The sequence below is a fragment of the Brenneria sp. g21c3 genome, assembly GCF_040240345.1.
In the GTDB taxonomy this organism is placed as follows: Bacteria; Pseudomonadota; Gammaproteobacteria; order Enterobacterales; family Enterobacteriaceae; genus Brenneria.
This window is the reverse complement of the sequence record NZ_JBEIAB010000013.1, coordinates 22,839-38,932: the sequence shown is the minus strand read 5'-3', so window position 1 is coordinate 38,932 and position 16,094 is coordinate 22,839. Positions and strand designations below refer to the sequence as shown.

At 51.1% G+C, this 16,094-nt stretch carries 12 protein-coding genes and 2 pseudogenes; 13 read left to right on the top strand and 1 reads right to left on the bottom strand.

All coding sequences use genetic code 11. The features are described 5' to 3' along the window. Window positions 1-97 precede the first annotated feature (97 nt). From ABRZ28_RS17290 to ABRZ28_RS17265, 6 genes and pseudogenes are all read left to right on the top strand, one after another. Entirely contained in the window at window positions 98-1,219 is a 1,122-nt protein-coding gene (locus ABRZ28_RS17290) for an NADH:flavin oxidoreductase (protein WP_150437341.1), read from the top strand. A 26-nt stretch (window positions 1,220-1,245) separates the two neighbouring features. Next, window positions 1,246-3,135 (top strand): annotated as a pseudogene (locus tag ABRZ28_RS17285) (primase-like DNA-binding domain-containing protein); the annotation flags it as partial. 211 nt (window positions 3,136-3,346) lie between these two features. Further along, window positions 3,347-3,664, top strand: a complete 318-nt coding sequence (locus ABRZ28_RS17280) for an ArsR/SmtB family transcription factor (RefSeq protein WP_150437342.1) — start codon at window positions 3,347-3,349, stop codon at window positions 3,662-3,664. Further along, a complete protein-coding gene (locus ABRZ28_RS17275) occupies window positions 3,661-4,185 on the top strand; it encodes a rhodanese family protein (RefSeq protein ID WP_330521003.1) in 525 nt (174 codons plus the stop codon). The genes ABRZ28_RS17280 and ABRZ28_RS17275 overlap by 4 nt, the downstream gene beginning before the upstream one ends. Window positions 4,186-5,031: 846 nt before the next feature. Beyond that, window positions 5,032-6,120 carry a reverse transcriptase domain-containing protein gene (locus ABRZ28_RS17270; protein WP_330521001.1) on the top strand — a complete coding sequence of 363 codons (1,089 nt, stop codon included), beginning with the start codon at window positions 5,032-5,034 and terminating at the stop codon, window positions 6,118-6,120. A gap of 68 nt (window positions 6,121-6,188) precedes the next feature. Then, window positions 6,189-7,122 (top strand): annotated as a pseudogene (locus ABRZ28_RS17265) (IS3 family transposase). Window positions 7,123-7,405: 283 nt separating this feature from the next. On the opposite strand, the gene ABRZ28_RS17260 reads toward ABRZ28_RS17265, so the two are convergent. Then, window positions 7,406-8,185, bottom strand: coding sequence for a DeoR/GlpR family DNA-binding transcription regulator (locus ABRZ28_RS17260; protein ID WP_150437345.1), 780 nt, complete (start codon window positions 8,183-8,185; stop codon window positions 7,406-7,408). Between the two features lie 456 nt (window positions 8,186-8,641). Here ABRZ28_RS17260 and ABRZ28_RS17255 point away from each other — a divergent pair, with 456 nt between their 5' ends. The 7 genes from ABRZ28_RS17255 (at window position 8,642) to ABRZ28_RS17225 (ending at window position 15,800) form a co-directional block, all read left to right on the top strand. Then, on the top strand, window positions 8,642-8,971 hold the full coding sequence (locus ABRZ28_RS17255; RefSeq protein WP_150437346.1) for a PTS sugar transporter subunit IIB: 330 nt from the start codon (window positions 8,642-8,644) through the stop codon (window positions 8,969-8,971). A 17-nt stretch (window positions 8,972-8,988) separates the two neighbouring features. Then, entirely contained in the window at window positions 8,989-10,281 is a 1,293-nt protein-coding gene (locus ABRZ28_RS17250) for a PTS sugar transporter subunit IIC (RefSeq protein ID WP_150437347.1), read from the top strand. A 40-nt stretch (window positions 10,282-10,321) separates the two neighbouring features. Then, window positions 10,322-10,630 carry a PTS lactose/cellobiose transporter subunit IIA gene (locus ABRZ28_RS17245; RefSeq protein WP_150437348.1) on the top strand — a complete coding sequence of 103 codons (309 nt, stop codon included), beginning with the start codon at window positions 10,322-10,324 and terminating at the stop codon, window positions 10,628-10,630. Between the two features lie 25 nt (window positions 10,631-10,655). Beyond that, the gene (locus ABRZ28_RS17240) at window positions 10,656-12,056 is read left to right on the top strand and encodes a glycoside hydrolase family 1 protein (RefSeq protein WP_150437349.1); all 1,401 of its coding nucleotides are present in this window, start codon (window positions 10,656-10,658) and stop codon (window positions 12,054-12,056) included. A 62-nt stretch (window positions 12,057-12,118) separates the two neighbouring features. Next, window positions 12,119-13,084 carry a Gfo/Idh/MocA family protein gene (locus ABRZ28_RS17235; protein WP_150437350.1) on the top strand — a complete coding sequence of 322 codons (966 nt, stop codon included), beginning with the start codon at window positions 12,119-12,121 and terminating at the stop codon, window positions 13,082-13,084. 4 nt (window positions 13,085-13,088) lie between these two features. Next, on the top strand, window positions 13,089-14,117 hold the full coding sequence (locus ABRZ28_RS17230) for a Gfo/Idh/MocA family oxidoreductase (RefSeq protein ID WP_150437351.1): 1,029 nt from the start codon (window positions 13,089-13,091) through the stop codon (window positions 14,115-14,117). Between the two features lie 147 nt (window positions 14,118-14,264). Next, window positions 14,265-15,800 carry a carbohydrate porin gene (locus tag ABRZ28_RS17225; protein WP_150437352.1) on the top strand — a complete coding sequence of 512 codons (1,536 nt, stop codon included), beginning with the start codon at window positions 14,265-14,267 and terminating at the stop codon, window positions 15,798-15,800. The last annotated feature ends 294 nt before the right edge of the window (window positions 15,801-16,094 follow it).

Below are 16,094 nucleotides of genomic sequence, written 5' to 3'. Positions count from 1 at the left end.
TTCCCTCAGGGAAACCAGGTGGCGTTGAGGTACCTGATTGACGAGTAATATGCATAATATACTATGAACGACGCCAACCTAACCGGAGAGTTAACCTATGACCTCATCCAAAGCCGACATCCTGTTTCAGCCTTTCCATTTGAATAATCTGGTGCTGAAGAACCGTATCGTGATGGCGCCCATGACTCGTTCATTTGCAACTGACGGCGTGCCTGATGAAACAATTGCCGCCTACTACCAGCGTCGCGCCGAAGGTGATGTGGGCCTGATTCTCTCTGAAGGTACGGTGATAAACCGGCCTGCTTCACGTAATGACCCCAAAATCCCCTTTTTTTATGGTGAAAAAGCGCTGGCTGGCTGGCAGCGCGTGATCGACCATGTTCACGCCGCCGGCGGCAAGATGGGGCCGCAGCTGTGGCACACGGGGTCAGTCAGCAGTTTTCTGACGGACTGGGTGCCGGATACCGAGGTGGAAAGCCCATCAGGGCTGATTGCTCCAGGTCAACCACACGGTGTGGCAATGAGCGATGAGGCTATCGCCGACACCATAGCTGCCTTCGGTCAGGCTGCGGCCGAGGCCAAACGGCTGGGCTTTGACGTGGTGGAAATCCACGGTGCACACGGCTATCTGATCGATCAGTTTTTCTGGTCGGGAACCAATCAGCGCACCGACGGCTACGGTGGCGCAACCCTGAAACAGCGTGCACGTTTTGCATCTGAGGTAATAAAGGCCATGCGCAAAGCGGTTGGCCCTGATTTCCCGCTTATTTTGCGCGTCAGCCAGTGGAAGCAACAGGACTATGCAGCGCGTCTCGCGTCAACGCCTGAAGCGATGGCAGACTGGCTGGTTCCGTTAGTTGACGCCGGTGTGAATATACTCCACTGCTCTCAGCGCCGGTTCTGGGAACCGGAGTTTCCCGATATCGACGGTGAAGGCGGGTTAAACTTTGCCGGTTGGGCGAAGAAACTGACCGGTGCAACGACCATCAGCGTTGGATCCGTTGGCCTTTCCAGCGACTTTATGGGCGCCTTTGCCGGTGAGGATGCCAAACCCGCCAGCCTCGATAACCTTATCGAGCGCTTGGAACGCAACGAGTTTGATCTGATCGCCGTGGGGCGCGCATTGCTGAGCGATCCGGACTGGGCAATCAAAATCCGTACGGGTAACCACGCAGCGCTGCAGGATTTTACCGTCGACGCGTTAAAGACGCTAATCTAGCAAACTGACAGTGCAGTGGTGAGATCTATGAGGCCCGGGATGGGCGCGGCACCTGGATTTGCAACCAGTGCGGGGCCGGTGACGGCCTGAACTTGGTGGAAAAGGTTTTATCGCTGTCGGCGAAAGCGGCGGCGGAACGGGTGGCCGACCTGCTGTTGCCGCTGGTTAACTGCGCGGGGGATATCGTCAACGTGCAATTGATTAATGCCGCCGGGGACAAGCGGACCCTGGCCGGGGGCCAGGTCAAGGCGGCCTGTCACTGGCTGGCGGGCCAGGATAATGCCGTTATCTGGCTGACCGAAGGCTACGCCACCGGGTTGTCCGTGCACCAACTGACCGGCGAGACGGTCTGCGTGGCCCTCAGCGCCAACAACCTGGCCGCCGTGGCGCAGGCGTTGCGCGAATGTTACCCGGACGCGCGGCTGTTGCTGGCTGCCGAGAACGGCACCGGCCAGACCCGCGCCGTAGATACTGGGCGACTGGAACGACGTGTACCAGCCGCAGGGCGCGATTGCGACGCAGGCGCAGTTGCTGGCGTTCAGCCAACCGGCCGTCACCAGCCCGTTTGATGCGCTCAGCGATGCCGACCTGAAAGCTATGAGCGCCAGCGAAAAGGCCGAGCTGTTGGCCGCGCATTATGGCAATATGCTGGCCGTGCCATCGCTCGGTGAAGAGATTTGCCGCTACGAACACGGGGCATGGCAGGTGTTGCCGCACCGCCAACTGTGCCGGGAAATCGCCGCGCTGTTCCAGACGGTGCGCGCGCCATTCTCGGCGGCGGGCATCAACGGCATTCTGGGCACCCTCAAGCTGATGGTGCCGCATATGGGCGAACTGGCCCGCCGCCTTATCGGCTTTCGTAACGGGGTGTTTGATACCGTCATCGGGCGGTTTTGCTGCCACCGCCAGGAGAACTGGTTGCGCACCGTCAACAGCGTGGACTATATCGCGCCCAAGGCCGGGGATAATCTGGCCGAGCATGCGCCGCACTTCTAGCTCTGGTTGACGCGGGCCGCCGGACAACAGGCCGAAAAGTAGGAGTGTATCCTCGCGGCGTTATTTATGGTGTTGGCCAACCGCTACGACTGGCAACTGTTCCTGGAAGTGACCGACCCCGGCGGCAGCGGCAAGAGCGTGATGGCCGCCGTCGCCAACCTGCTCGCAGGGCAGGACAATACCACCTCGTCCACCATCGATACCCTGGAGTCGGCGCGCTCGAGTGCTCTTCCGTGGTCGGGTTCTCGCTGATTATCCTGCCCGACCAGGAGAAATGGAACGGCGACGGCGCGGGCATCAAGGCCATTACCGGCGGCGACGCGGTGGCCATCGACCCGAAATACCGGGATGCGTATTCCACGCACATTCCGGCGGTCATTTTTGCGGTCAACAACAACCCGATGTGCTTTAGCGACCGCAGCGGCGGCGTGTCCCGTCGCCGGGTGATCACCACCTTCCCGGATGCGATACAGGCCAATAAGCGTGATCCGCAACTGCTGACAAAAATCCGCGGTGAACTGGCGGTGATCGTGCGCCACCTGATGCCGCGCTTTGCCAACCCGAACGCGGCGCGCGCGTTGCTCCAGGCGCAGCAGAACTTGGCGGAGGCATTGACGGTCAAGCGCCATGCCGATCCGCTGGTCGATTTTTGCGGCTACCTCGCGGCGCTCAGCATGCCGGTCGGGTTGTACATGGGGAACGCCAATATTCGCCCGGCCAACCCGCGCCGTTACCTGTATCACGCTTACCTGTCGTTTATGGAGGCTCGCGGGCATCAACACCCGATGAGCCTGACGGTGCCGAATACGCTGTGTGAGTATGAAATCGTGCTGTTGAAACGCAAGACTAAGCAGGGAATGCAAACCAACCTAGCGTTGCGTGACGAGAGCGACGCCGACTGGCTGCCGAAGTGCGACTAACTGGCAGCGGTGCGATGACTTTAAACCGGCGAAAGCCGGTTTTTTTACGCTTATATTGCGGGGCTTACCGATTTATTACCGCTTAAATATCTTGTTAATATATAAAACAGTGTCTTAGTTATCATTGTTCATGACTTGCACAAATATTTTTGTTTTGTACGCATAATTGTGTATTTTATATTTATCTAAGTTTAGTGAATTCTAAAATAAAATGCCTGAAAACAGTTTAGCTCAACTTAAAGAAAGCGCCCAGGCAGCTTCAGGTTTGCTCAGGTCAATGAGTAACCCCAGTCGGTTGCTGATCCTCTGTATGCTCATTGACTCTCCCGGTACGTCTGCGGGGGAACTAAGCAGAGTGGTCGGATTGAGTCCTTCTGCGACGTCACAACATCTTGCGAGGATGAAGGCGGAAAATCTTATTGAATGCAAGCGGCTGGCACAGCGAATGAATTACTTCATCAAAGATGAGTCGGTTCGGAAGCTGGTAACAATCCTGAAAGAAATTTACTGCCCGGAGGTAGGACAATGAGTGATAACACGGCTTCACCAGCCCAGATCCAGCGCCTCAGAGAGCGTGGGGCTGCCATCGTTGATATTCGTGAAACGGATGAGTTTCGCCGAGAACATATTGACGGCGCCATTTCTCTGCCGCTAACAGAAATTCAAGCGGGCAGACAACTAGAAACGGCTTCAACACGCTATCCGGTGATTTTTCATTGCCAGGCCGGTACCCGTACAAAACAAAACGCTGATGTCTTGGCCCGTATGGTGAAGCCGACGGAGTTTATGATCATGGACGGTGGGATCAACGCCTGGAAACAGGCCGGGCTGCCCACGGTACAGGATAAAAAACAAACCCTTCCTCTGATGCGACAGGTGCAGATCACTGCCGGGAGCCTCATTCTGGCCGGTGTAATTGCGGGTTACGGTGTCAATCCCGGTTTCTTTCTCTTGTCCGGTTTTATCGGCTCAGGGCTCATTTTCGCCGGCGTCAGTGGCTGGTGCGGCATGGCAAATCTGTTGGTAAAAATGCCCTGGAACAGGCAATAACAATACCCGATGGGTGATTGCGGCGCATAGCACTAATCCTGGCCTGGCGTGCGTACGAAAATGCAAGACTAAGCCCGGAGGCGATAAACCCATCGGGTTGTTAATTGGCGACGGCGAAGCCGATTTGTTACCGAAGTGCTACAGGGGGTAACTTCCTTTCACTATTGGTGCTGCCGATCAATAAGGTGTTATTGATCTACAGAACCCATTGGAGGCTATTACAGCGGGCGGCCTATAGTCGGATTGAACACTGCGCCGCCGCCCAGCACCTGGGAACCTCAATGGCCGCGTCCACATGCGCATTCTATAATATGTCTTCACCACACCGGCTCCGGCCGGTTTTTTTGTGGTGTGCCGGGCATGCTCAGCAGCTAGGGGGTGAAAGTCCCCTGTCCAGCTTGATGGTGGCGAAGGACTAGCGAAGCGCAAGGGCGTCGTCGTGAGGCGGGGTCTGAAGGAAGCGTGGAGCAAAACCATGACCTGACGAACAGAAACCCGATACAAGACCTACCCGGCTGGCGGAGCAAGCCAATGATTGCAAAGACCATAACCATCAAGAGCCGGGGTGGTAGATTGGGCAGGTGTGTGGCGAAAGCGGCAGAGCTTACCCCGGGAGGCCTGTCCAGCGTTCTGCATTCAGAACTGGGTGCATCGCAAGGTGCGCTGACCTGCGGACAGGAGTCAGCAGAGGGCATAGTAGGACAAGGTTGTCTGAAGGCCCGAACGGTAATGAGTGACGAGTATCAGCAGAGGTTCTGACCGGTCATGCAGCAGAAAACGCATTGCGCCCCTATAGCGGAAGGACGGGGTGAGGCCCCGGAAGGTCGTTGTCAGGGGGCTGAAACCGTGCAGGCACCGACGAATGGAGAAAGTCCGCCGTCAACCGCATGGCTGATGGAAGCCATCTGTGAACCCGTCAATCTCAGGCAAGCCCTGAAAAGAGTAAAGGCCAATAAAGGCGCGGCAGGTGTAGACGGTATGAGCGCAAGCGAACTGCCGGACTATCTGAAGCATCACTGGCTGGAGCTGAAAGCGCAACTGCTGTCCGGCAGTTACCGCCCATCCCCTGTGAGAAGAGTCTCCATCCCGAAACCCGGCGGCGGCGAACGCCTGCTGGGTATTCCGGCGGTGGTGGATCGCTTTGTCCAGCAGGCGACGATGCAGGTGTTGCAGAGGCAGTGGGACAGCATGTTCTCTGAGCACAGTTACGGGTTCCTGAAAGCAGGCGTGATGGAAGCAGGGCTGGTAATGCCGATGACGGAAGGGACGCCGCAGGGTGGACTGCTGTCGCCGTTGTTATCGAATCTGCTGCTGGACGACTTCGACAGGGAACTGGAGAAACGCGGGCTGAAGTTCGCTCGTTACGCAGATGACTGCAACATCTACGTGAAAAGTGAACGGGCAGGTAACCGTGTGATGGCGGGGCTGACGCGCTGGCTGAGCCGGAAGCTGAAGCTGAAGGTCAACGCGAAGAAGAGTGCGGTAGCGCGCCCTGACACGCGTAAGTTCCTGGGCTATAGCTTCAGAACGGGCAGGAAGGTGTGGTGCGTGGTGTCGCCGGAGTCGGTAAAGCGGTTCAAAACGCGGGTAAGGGCGCTGACGGGGCGTAACACGGGAAGGAGTCTGGAGCAGCTAATCCGGCCGTTGAAGCGATACCTGACGGGATGGAAAAGCTACTACGGTCTGAACCAGTGGCCGTCGCTGATGCGCCCGCTAAACATGTGGATAAGGAGCAGGCTACGCTGCGTCCTGTGGAAACAGTGGAAAACAAGCCGCAGGCGCTTCGAAGAGTTACGTGTTCGCGGAATAGGGAAAGAGCTTGCGGTGCAGACGGTGGGAAGCTGCCACAGTCTCTGGCGAATAAGCTGTAGTCCGGGGCTGAATATGGCATTACCAAACAGTCTGTTCCTGAAACTGGGCCTGCCGGAGTTATAGTCAGGTGACGATAAACTGAACTGCCCCGGAAATCCTGGAGACTAAACTTTTTGAGAGAGGTAAACAGGATGACCAAAAATATGCGTTTTTCCCCTGAGGTCCGTCAGCGGGCCGTCCGTATGGTTCTGGAAAGTCAGAGCGAATACCATTAATTATGGGCAGCCTTCAACTCCATTGCTCCAAAGATTGGCTGCTCGCCGGAGATGCTCCGCACCTGGATTCGCCATCATCTGGAGAAACGCAGCCTGCGTCACTAGCGCGATGAGCGACTGAAGGTGGATATACGGCGGGTGTACGATGAAAACCACAGTGTATATGGAGTACGCAAAGTTTGGCGCCAGTTGCGTCAGGAGGGTATCAGCGTGGCCAGATGCACGATCACTAGGCTGATGAAGGTCATGGAGCTTGCTGGTGTGCGCCGGGGTAAAAAAGTGCGCACCATGGTTAGCCGGAAAGACGTTGCCGCAGGTGACCGGGTGAACTGCCAGTTCGTGGTAGAACGGCCGGAGTAGGTGTGGGTGGCTGATTTTACCTACATGTGCACCCGGCAGAGCTTTGCATACGTGGCCTTCATTATCGACGTGTTCGCCGGTAGTATGGGGTTCGTCGTCGATGGAAACGACGTTCGTGCTGGACGCCCTGGCGCAGGTGTTGTGGTCCAGATGCCCCTGCGGTGGCACTATCCATCACAGTGATAAAGGCTCCCAGCATGTGTCGCTGGCGTACACGCATCGGTTTAAGTATGCAGAATTTCTGGTATCGACCAGCAGCACGGGTGACTCATACGACAACGCGATGGCAGAAAGCATCAACGGACTTTATAAAGCGGAGGTGATCTATCGTAAGAGCTGGAAAAACCGCGCCAAAGTGGAGTTAGCCACGCTGGCGTGGGTGGACTGGTATAACAACAGACGATTACTGGAACGACTGGGTCATATCACGCAGGCAGAAGCAGAACAGGCATATTACGCTTCCATCGGAAACGGTGATCTGGCAGCCTGAGTTCAAAGACAAAATACTCTCCCGGAAAACCGGGGTGATTCAGTAACCAATCCTGCATACGATAATTTTAGTGATTTTTTTTAAAACATGATATTGAGCTAGACATCATTCATGAATTGTGAAATGCAAGCCCTATGCCACTGGCTTATATTCCTTAAAAAGGAATATAAGCTAAATTAAAAAAGTCACAATCAGAAATGCTCACGTTTATTGTAGAGACATTCAGTGTAACAATTATTATCCGGATTTTTTGAATTGGGTTGCTCAAAAAAATTAGGGAGTTTCAGTTATACTTATCTATGTCAACAGTTTTCTCGTTCACCACAATCAGTTCCACATCATTCGCTTCAATAAGTTTTAGTATGTTTTGTGGGGGGAGTTTATCTGTAATAATATGGTCAATGTCCGACCAGGTGCATGACTGATACATCAGTTGAGTGTTGAATTTGCTAAATGAGGTAATGCAGATAACCTTTTTTGACTGTTTCGCCATGGCTACTTTTTGCAGTGCATCAAGTTCCGTATCTGTTGTTATTCCTGCTTCAGATAATGCGCTGACGCCAATAAAAGCTTTGTCAGCATGGTATCTTTTAATTTGCTCTATGGTTGTATTGCCTAATATAGCATGAGAGTAATCATCAAATCCCCCTCCCAATATGGATATGCTGATCCCTTTTTTTCCAATAATCTCACTTAGTACTTCAATAGAGTTTGTAATAACACATACCGATGAGGGTAATTGGCGAGCAAGGGCCACAGATGTGGTGCCGGCATCAATGAAAATGATATCTTTATCATTAATGTTTTTTGCAGCCCAAGCTGAAAGTAGTGCTTTTTCAGGGCTACACTGTGTACGTTTAACATAAGGGTATTCAACACGTTTTTCTGCCAGAATAGCGCCGCCACGGATGCGCATAATATGCGGGAGTTGAGCAAGTTTAACTAAATCCCGGCGAGCGGAATCAGACGAAATATTATATTGCTGGCAGATGTAATCAAGAGTCACTTTTCCCTGCATTTTGATTAGCTCTTCTAACTCGATTAACCGTTCTTCTTGTGTCATTAACATATTCCATTCTTTTTATATGTAAGGATAGCCGATTGATATTATCTGATAACGTTGTCTGCGTACATGGACGATTGGTAGGCCGGATACTTGTGTTCTCAATGTAGCCTTCCATTCATTCGCTTAAAAACACTTAACAATGCACCTGTGTATAGTTAAAAAACAACTTATTGCGAAATAAATTAAGTGAATACTTAATTTTATGTGATTTTTATCACAAATAAGTAATGAATTGTAAGCGCTCCATCTTTTTTGCGTATCTTATCACGGAATCCCCTTGTCCGTGCTGCCAGTATGCAAATGTCATACAGATGCATGTAACCCGAGAGGACATACACGATTTACCAGATACTCTGGTGTACAGGGGAATCCCACCGGTTCATCTAATGTGTCGTGGTTGAAATAGATCGCCTTTGTCACTTACTTATCTTTCTATAAAAAGAGGGCTGAACGATGAACAAAATTTTCCTGTGTTGTGCGGCTGGTATGTCGACAAGTATCGTCGTAAATAAAATGAAACAAGTTGCCAGTTCTAAAGGTATTGAGGCGGAAATTATTGCCGTGGCGATGGAAGAATTTGAATCGACCATTCCACATTTTGATTGTTGTCTGTTAGGACCACAAATTAAATATAAGTTTGAGGAATTTAAAATCATTGCGCAGCGTGAAGGTAAACCTATCGCCATTATCAGCAATATGGATTACGGCATGCTCAAAGGCGAAAAAATCCTTGATGATGCACTGAAACTGATCCGCGACGCTAAAACCAACCCAGTGCAATAATTTTACAGGGTATTATTATGTCGAACGCATTTTTTAATTTTATTGAAAATAAAATCACGCCCGTTGCCGCTATCGCCGGAACACAACGCCATATAATGGCGGTGCGCGATGGTTTTATTGGCGCTATGCCCTTTATGATCGTTGGCTCTTTTTTACTTATTTTTGCTTTTCCGCCTTTTTCGCCGGATACCTCGTTCTTTATTGGTAAGCTGTGGTTATCCGTTGCCCAAGAGTATTTTAACGAAATCATGACCCCCTACCACATGACGATGGGGATCATGGCCTGCTATATCAGTGCGGGGATAGCTTATAACCTGGCGCAAACCTACAAGCAGGATACTTTTTCCTGCGCAATGCTCTCCCTGATGACCTTTCTCCTGATCTCGTCGCCCTATAAAGAGGGTTCACTCCCCGCGGCCTTCCTCGGCGGATCGGGGATTTTTACCGCGATTCTGGTGGGAGTATTCTGCGTCGAACTGGTCCGCATCCTGAAGGTATATAACATCGGTATTAAGTTGCCAGAACAGGTGCCGGATAAAATTCGCCACTCCTTTAATCTGCTAATCCCGGCGATTGTTATTATTTGCACGATTTATCCGTTGAACGTGGTGCTACAGCATCAGTTTGGCATGCTGTTGCCGGAGATCATCATGACTGCCTTCACCCCGCTGATTTCGGCGGCGGACTCCCTACCGGCGGTTCTGATTGCGGTCTTACTCTGCCAGGTATTGTGGTTCTCAGGCATCAACGGTGGGGCGATTGTCGTCGGCATTCTGCAACCGTTCTATCTGATCAACCTCGGACTGAACCAGACGGCGCTAGCCAACGGTTTGCCTATTCCGCACATTTTCGCTGAAGCATTCTGGGCTTTCTTCATCAATCTCGGTGGCTCAGGTGCCACCCTGGCGCTGGTTCTTCTCTACATGCGCAGTAAAGCGGTGCACCTTCGTGCTATTGGTAAGCTGTCGGTGGTGCCGGTCTGCTTCAACATCAACGAACCGGTCATCTTTGGGAGCCCGGTGGTGATGAACCCCGTGCTCTTTATCCCCTTCATTATCGCCCCGGTGGTGAACGCCGTCATCGCCTGGTTTGCCACCACCAGCGGCCTTATTGCCAAAGTGATCTCGCTAGTTCCCTGGACCACGCCCGCTCCGGTTGGCGCAGCATGGGGGGCTGGTTGGGTCATGAACAACACACTGTTAGTTGTGGCGTTGATTGTTATCGACATATTTATCTACCTGCCTTTCTTCAAAATTTACGAAAAGCAGCTTCTTGAGCAGGAACAAGATCAGGAAGTGGCAACGGCATAAGCCGTTCCTCCCGCCTTCTTATATTGAGTGGAGACAGAACATGGATATGGAATCAACGGTAATGGAATTGATCATCAATGCAGGGGAATCGCGCAGCTATGCGATGGAGGCTCTGCGTGCCGCCAAACGTGGCGAGTGGGAGCAGGTAGCGGCGAAACTTTCTGCCTCAGCGCAAGCCTCAAAACGTGCGCACGATGTTCAGACCATGTTGATTGGTCTGGACGAAGGGTGCGGCAAGGTGCAGGTCAATCTGGTGCTGGTCCATGCGCAGGATCACATCATGACCTCCATGTTGGCACGTGAGCTGATTGAGGAAATCATTGACGTCCAGCGTCAGTTACAGCGTTAACCCTTTCTTCTTACTGGAGTAAAACATGACATTTCCAAGTGGTTTCTTGTGGGGCGGCGCGGTTGCGGCCAACCAATGTGAAGGGGCCTGGAACATTGACGGCAAAGGGCCGAGTATCCAGGATGTCACCCCTCAAGGGGTGATGGGACCGATGACGGCACAGCCGACGGAAGATAACCTGAAGCTTACAGGGATCGATTTTTATCATCGTTATAAAGAAGACATTAAACTCTTTGCCGAAATGGGGTTTAAGATTTTTCGCACCTCAATTGCCTGGTCGCGTATCTTTCCCAATGGTGATGAACCGCACCCCAATGAAGCGGGACTTGCGTTTTATGACGCCCTTTTTGACGAGTGCCATAAATACGGCATTGAGCCATTGGTAACTCTTTCGCATTATGAAACACCGCTGCATCTGACCAGGGAATATAACGGCTGGGCGAACCGGGTGCTGATCAGTTTTTATGCCCGCTATGTCACCACGGTGTTTACCCGCTATCAGCACAAGGTGAAATACTGGCTCACCTTTAATGAAATTAACTCGGTGTTACATCACCCCCTGATGAGTGGAGGCATCGAAACGCCTAAGAATGAGCTGAGTCAGCAAGATTTATATCAGGCGGTGCACCACGAATTAGTGGCAAGCGCACTTGCGACGAAGATTGGCCGGGAAATCATGCCGCAGGCAAAATTTGGATGCATGGTTTTAAGTCTGCCCATTTACCCGCTGACCCCAAATCCCGATGATGTGATGGCCTGTATGCACGCCGACCACCGCAATGATTTCTTTGCCGATGTGCACGTGCGCGGTTATTACCCCGGCTATATGAAGCGCTATTTCCGTGAGCAGGGTATTCATCTTCAGATTGAAGAAGACGATATTCAGATCTTGACTCACACGGTCGATTTTCTGTCTTTCAGTTATTACTTCAGTACCTGCGAAACCGTGCAGACCGGTGTCGATGGAGCTACAGGGAATTTAATTGGCGGTGTTAAAAATCCGCACTTAGCCGCCAGTGAGTGGGGCTGGCAGATTGATCCGCAGGGGCTGCGCTACATCTTAAACAAATACTATGACCGCTATCAGATCCCGCTGTTTATTGTGGAGAACGGCCTGGGGGCGAAGGATGTGTTGATAACTGACAGTGCGGGCGAACCCACGGTCAATGACGACTATCGCATCCAGTATTTGCGTGAACACCTGGAGCAGGTCCATGAGGCCATTCTCGATGGTGTACCGGTCATGGGCTACACCACCTGGGGCTGCATCGATCTGGTCAGTGCCTCTACAGCTCAACTATCCAAGCGCTACGGGTTTATTTACGTCGATCGCGATGACGACGGGAAGGGCTCATTGGCGCGCTACAAGAAAAAATCCTTTTACTGGTACCAGAACGTTATCCATTCCAACGGTGTTGAGCTTTAAGCAAGCAGATTTGATTTTACTAATCCAACTGCACTTCTGCGGGGGACACAACGAGGTGGTAGATGAAATTAGGCATTCTTGGCACGGGCATGATCGTCAAAGATTGGCTCTTGACGGTCCACAAGCTGCCCTTTAGGGCTCTTGCGATTTTAGGTACGCCGCAAACGGAAGATGAAACACGTGAGCTGGCGACACGCTACCAGATTGACGACATTTTTTTTGATTACCAGGCCATGTTGGACAGCGATGTCGACACGATTTATGTGGCGTTGCCGAACCATTTGCATTTCCTGTTTGCCAGCAAGGCGCTGCAAAAAGGTAAACACGTCATTATCGAAAAGCCCATCACCACCAGTATGGATGAGCTTAGTACTCTGAAGGGGCTGGCCACAGAGCACAATGTCATCATGCTGGAAGCGATGAATATCCATTCTCTGCCGGCCTATTTATCACTTCAGTCGCAGCTGGCTAGTATCGGCAACATTAAACTGGTGACGCTGAATTACAGCCAGTACTCCTCGCGTTACGATGATTTTATGGCAGGCATTGTCCACCCGGCCTTTGATGTCAGAAAGGGGGGCGGGGCGTTGATGGACATCAATGTCTATAACCTTCATTTCGTCGCCGGACTGTTTGGTGAGCCGAAGGCGGTCAATTACGTTGCCAACGTGCATAACAACATTGATACCAGCGGCATGATGTTGCTCGATTACGGCGACTTTAAATGTGTCTGCATTGCCGCAAAAGACTGTAAAGCCCCGACCACCTCCCTAATTCAGGGAGATAAAGGTAATGTGCAAATACCCCTGCCGGTTAACCAAATGACAGGTTTTGATATGGTATTGAATAACGGTGATCGCGCGCAGTTTACTTTTAATCGTCGTGAACATCGCCTGCTTTATGAATTCCAGACCTTTATTTGCATTATCGACACACTGGATTATCAAGCTGCTGCACGCCTACTTGATGTAAGCACCATTGCAACGCGGATGATTGAAAGTGGTAAAAAACAACTGATTGTGGAGTGAAACAGTGACAACGAAATTAATTCTTGGCTTTATCGGCAATGGCAAAAGCGCTAACCGTTATCATCTGCCGTTTATTCTTTCGCGTGCGGATAAAATCCTCACCAAAACCATTTATTCTGCCACCGCAAGTCGGGACAGATGGCCCCAATTACCGGGTGTGACGTACACCGATAATCTGGATGTGCTGCTGGGCGACCCGGAAATACAGGTGGTGGTGGTCAGTACGCCGTCTGCACTGCATTATGACTTTGCCTTGAAGGTATTACAGGCCGGAAAGCACTGCGTTGTTGAAAAACCCTTTACTCATACTGAGGAAGAGGCGCAAACCTTATTTAACGTGGCGAAAGAGAAAGGATTAATGGTGCAGTGTTATCAGAATCGCCGTTTTGACAGTGATTTTCTGACCACCCAAAAAGTCATTGAATCCGGCAAGCTAGGGGATTTACTCGAAGTAGAAATGCATTATGACTATTACCGTCCGTCTGTTCCTGAATCGGTTAAAGAGTTTAGTGCGATTAACTCATATCTGTATGGTCACGGCTGTCACACCCTCGACCAGGTGATTTCGTACTTTGGTGTACCGGATCACGTCCGTTACGATGTTCGCCAACTGCTGGGCGACGGGCGTATGAATGACTATTTCGATGTGGATATGTACTACGGCACGTTGAAGGTCTCAGTGAAATCGAGCTACTTCCGTGTCAAAGAGCGCCCGAGCTTTGTGGCATACGGAAAAAAAGGGATGTTTATCAAGTACAGCAAAGATAAGCAGGAGCATCATCTCAAGCTCTTTTATATGCCCGATAACGTCGACTTTGGGCAAGATGCTCCTGAAGATTACGGCGTGCTGACCTGGATGGATAATACTGGTGTCTATCATGAAGAAAAAGTGGTCACAGAGCAGGGCGATTATGCCCGCTATTATGACGCGCTTTATGAAACCCTTATTAACGGCAAAGAAAAATTAGTGAAAGATGATGAAACTTTGCTGCAAATTAAATTACTGGAAACAGGGATTTCAGGTTTGAATTAACCCTTGTTTGTTCCATCTGGTTGTATTGTGAACTTTTAGCGGTACAACCCTTTTTTATAATAAGACCGACCATCATAGGTTATATCACCTGTGCGCCCATTACGCCTGTAAACAATAACTAAATAAGTTTTTCATTATAGGATTAATATGAACATTAAACCCGTGCTCTACCTCTTTACATTAAGTGCCTCTTCTTTATTTGTGGCGAATGCGCTTTATGCCGCACCGCTGACGCTTGAAGAACGTGTGGCTATCCTCGAAAATCAGCTCTCCTCTAATATGAAGGAATTGGATGCGACCAAAGCACAGTTAAAAAAATACGAATCGGCTAACCTGCCCACTACGGCGAGAAATGAAACAAAGTCTGTTTCGGTTATAACCTCTGATGTTGCCTCGATGACTTTAGCAGACATAAGTAAATATGTGAAAGAGGATATCGGTTTTAATTACTCAGGTTATTTCCGCTCTGGCTATGCGGCCGGTAACCGGGGGGCGGCGAAATCCTATGCTATTGGCTCACTGGGGCGCTTCGGTCAGGAAAACAGCTCCTGGTATGACCTTGAACTTTCGCAGCGCGTTTATCATGACGGTATTAAAACGGCTAAAGCGGTGGTGATGCTGGATGGCAACGTCGGCGGACAATACAGTGCTGGCTGGTTTGACCGTACCTCCGATAACCTGCTGCAATTTTCCGATATCTATCTGACCACGCGAGGTTTTCTGCCTTTCGCGCCGGAGGCGGATTTTTGGGTCGGTAAACATACGCTGCCGAAATTTGAAATCCAGATGCTTGACTTCAAATACCACAAGTCAGACTCCGCCGCCGGTATTGGGCTGGAAAACTGGCAACTGGGGCCGGGTAAGGTTAATGTCGCACTGGTGAGAGAAGATCTGGATGCGCATGCCATCGACAGTAGCATGGATCAGACCCAGCAGATCAATACCAATACTGTCGATGCCCGTTACACCGGGATGCCATTATGGAATAAAGCCACTCTGGATCTCTTTGGTCGCTATTCTGCCGCCAACAAGACAGACCAGAATAAGCGCGATGAAAATAATGGGACTTACTACAGCGTGAAAGATGCCTGGCACGCTGGGGCAAGGCTAACACAAAACTGGCAAAACGGCGGTTTTACCTATTTGACCGCTCAAATGGCGAACAACTCCATTGCCAGTGGCATGGGGCTGGTAACCGATTCCAGCGCTCTCTATGGCTACAATGGTCAGTATTATGGTGAACACACGAACGGCACGGCCTGGCGCGTGCTCTCGGAAGGGGAAAACTACCTGTTGCCGAATGTTGTCATCGCACATGCCCTCGTGTATGCCGCAGGCAATGACATCTATGACTATTACACAGGTGCTCACACCGACTTCCACTCTACCCGCGCGGTGATGCGTCCAGCCTATATCTGGGACACCTTTAACCAGACAGGAGTTGAGCTGGGGTGGTTCGATCAGCGCAACAAAGCAGACGGGGAGAGCTATCGTGAGTCGGGACTGAAAATGACGCTGTTCCACACCCTGAAGGTGGGCCCCAGCATGTTAACCTCGCGCCCGGAAATTCGTTTCTTTGCTACTTATCTGAAGTCTTTTGATAACGAGATAACTCAATTCACCTTTAACGACGATAAAAAAGATCAGTTTACCGTTGGTGCTCAGGCAGAGGTGTGGTGGTAAATCATCGCTGTTTGCCGATGACTGAGTGCCGTTAATCTCAATTGCTTGTAAAAATAGTGACTGCTCCCCGCCGTATACGGCGGGGAGCAGTCACTTCTCATGTGGTTACGTATGTCATCGGGTATTTACGGGGATGACCAGCCAGATTCATTCCTTTTGATTGCAGAATAGCTGTAAAGTAGTACATCTGGGAGGATAATCAGCCTCAATACGAAATCGGTGGGGACTGATGTATCTGCAGTATGTGGTACTGCATCTTCTGACCTGTTGAGAGAAATATAGCGAATCGTACAC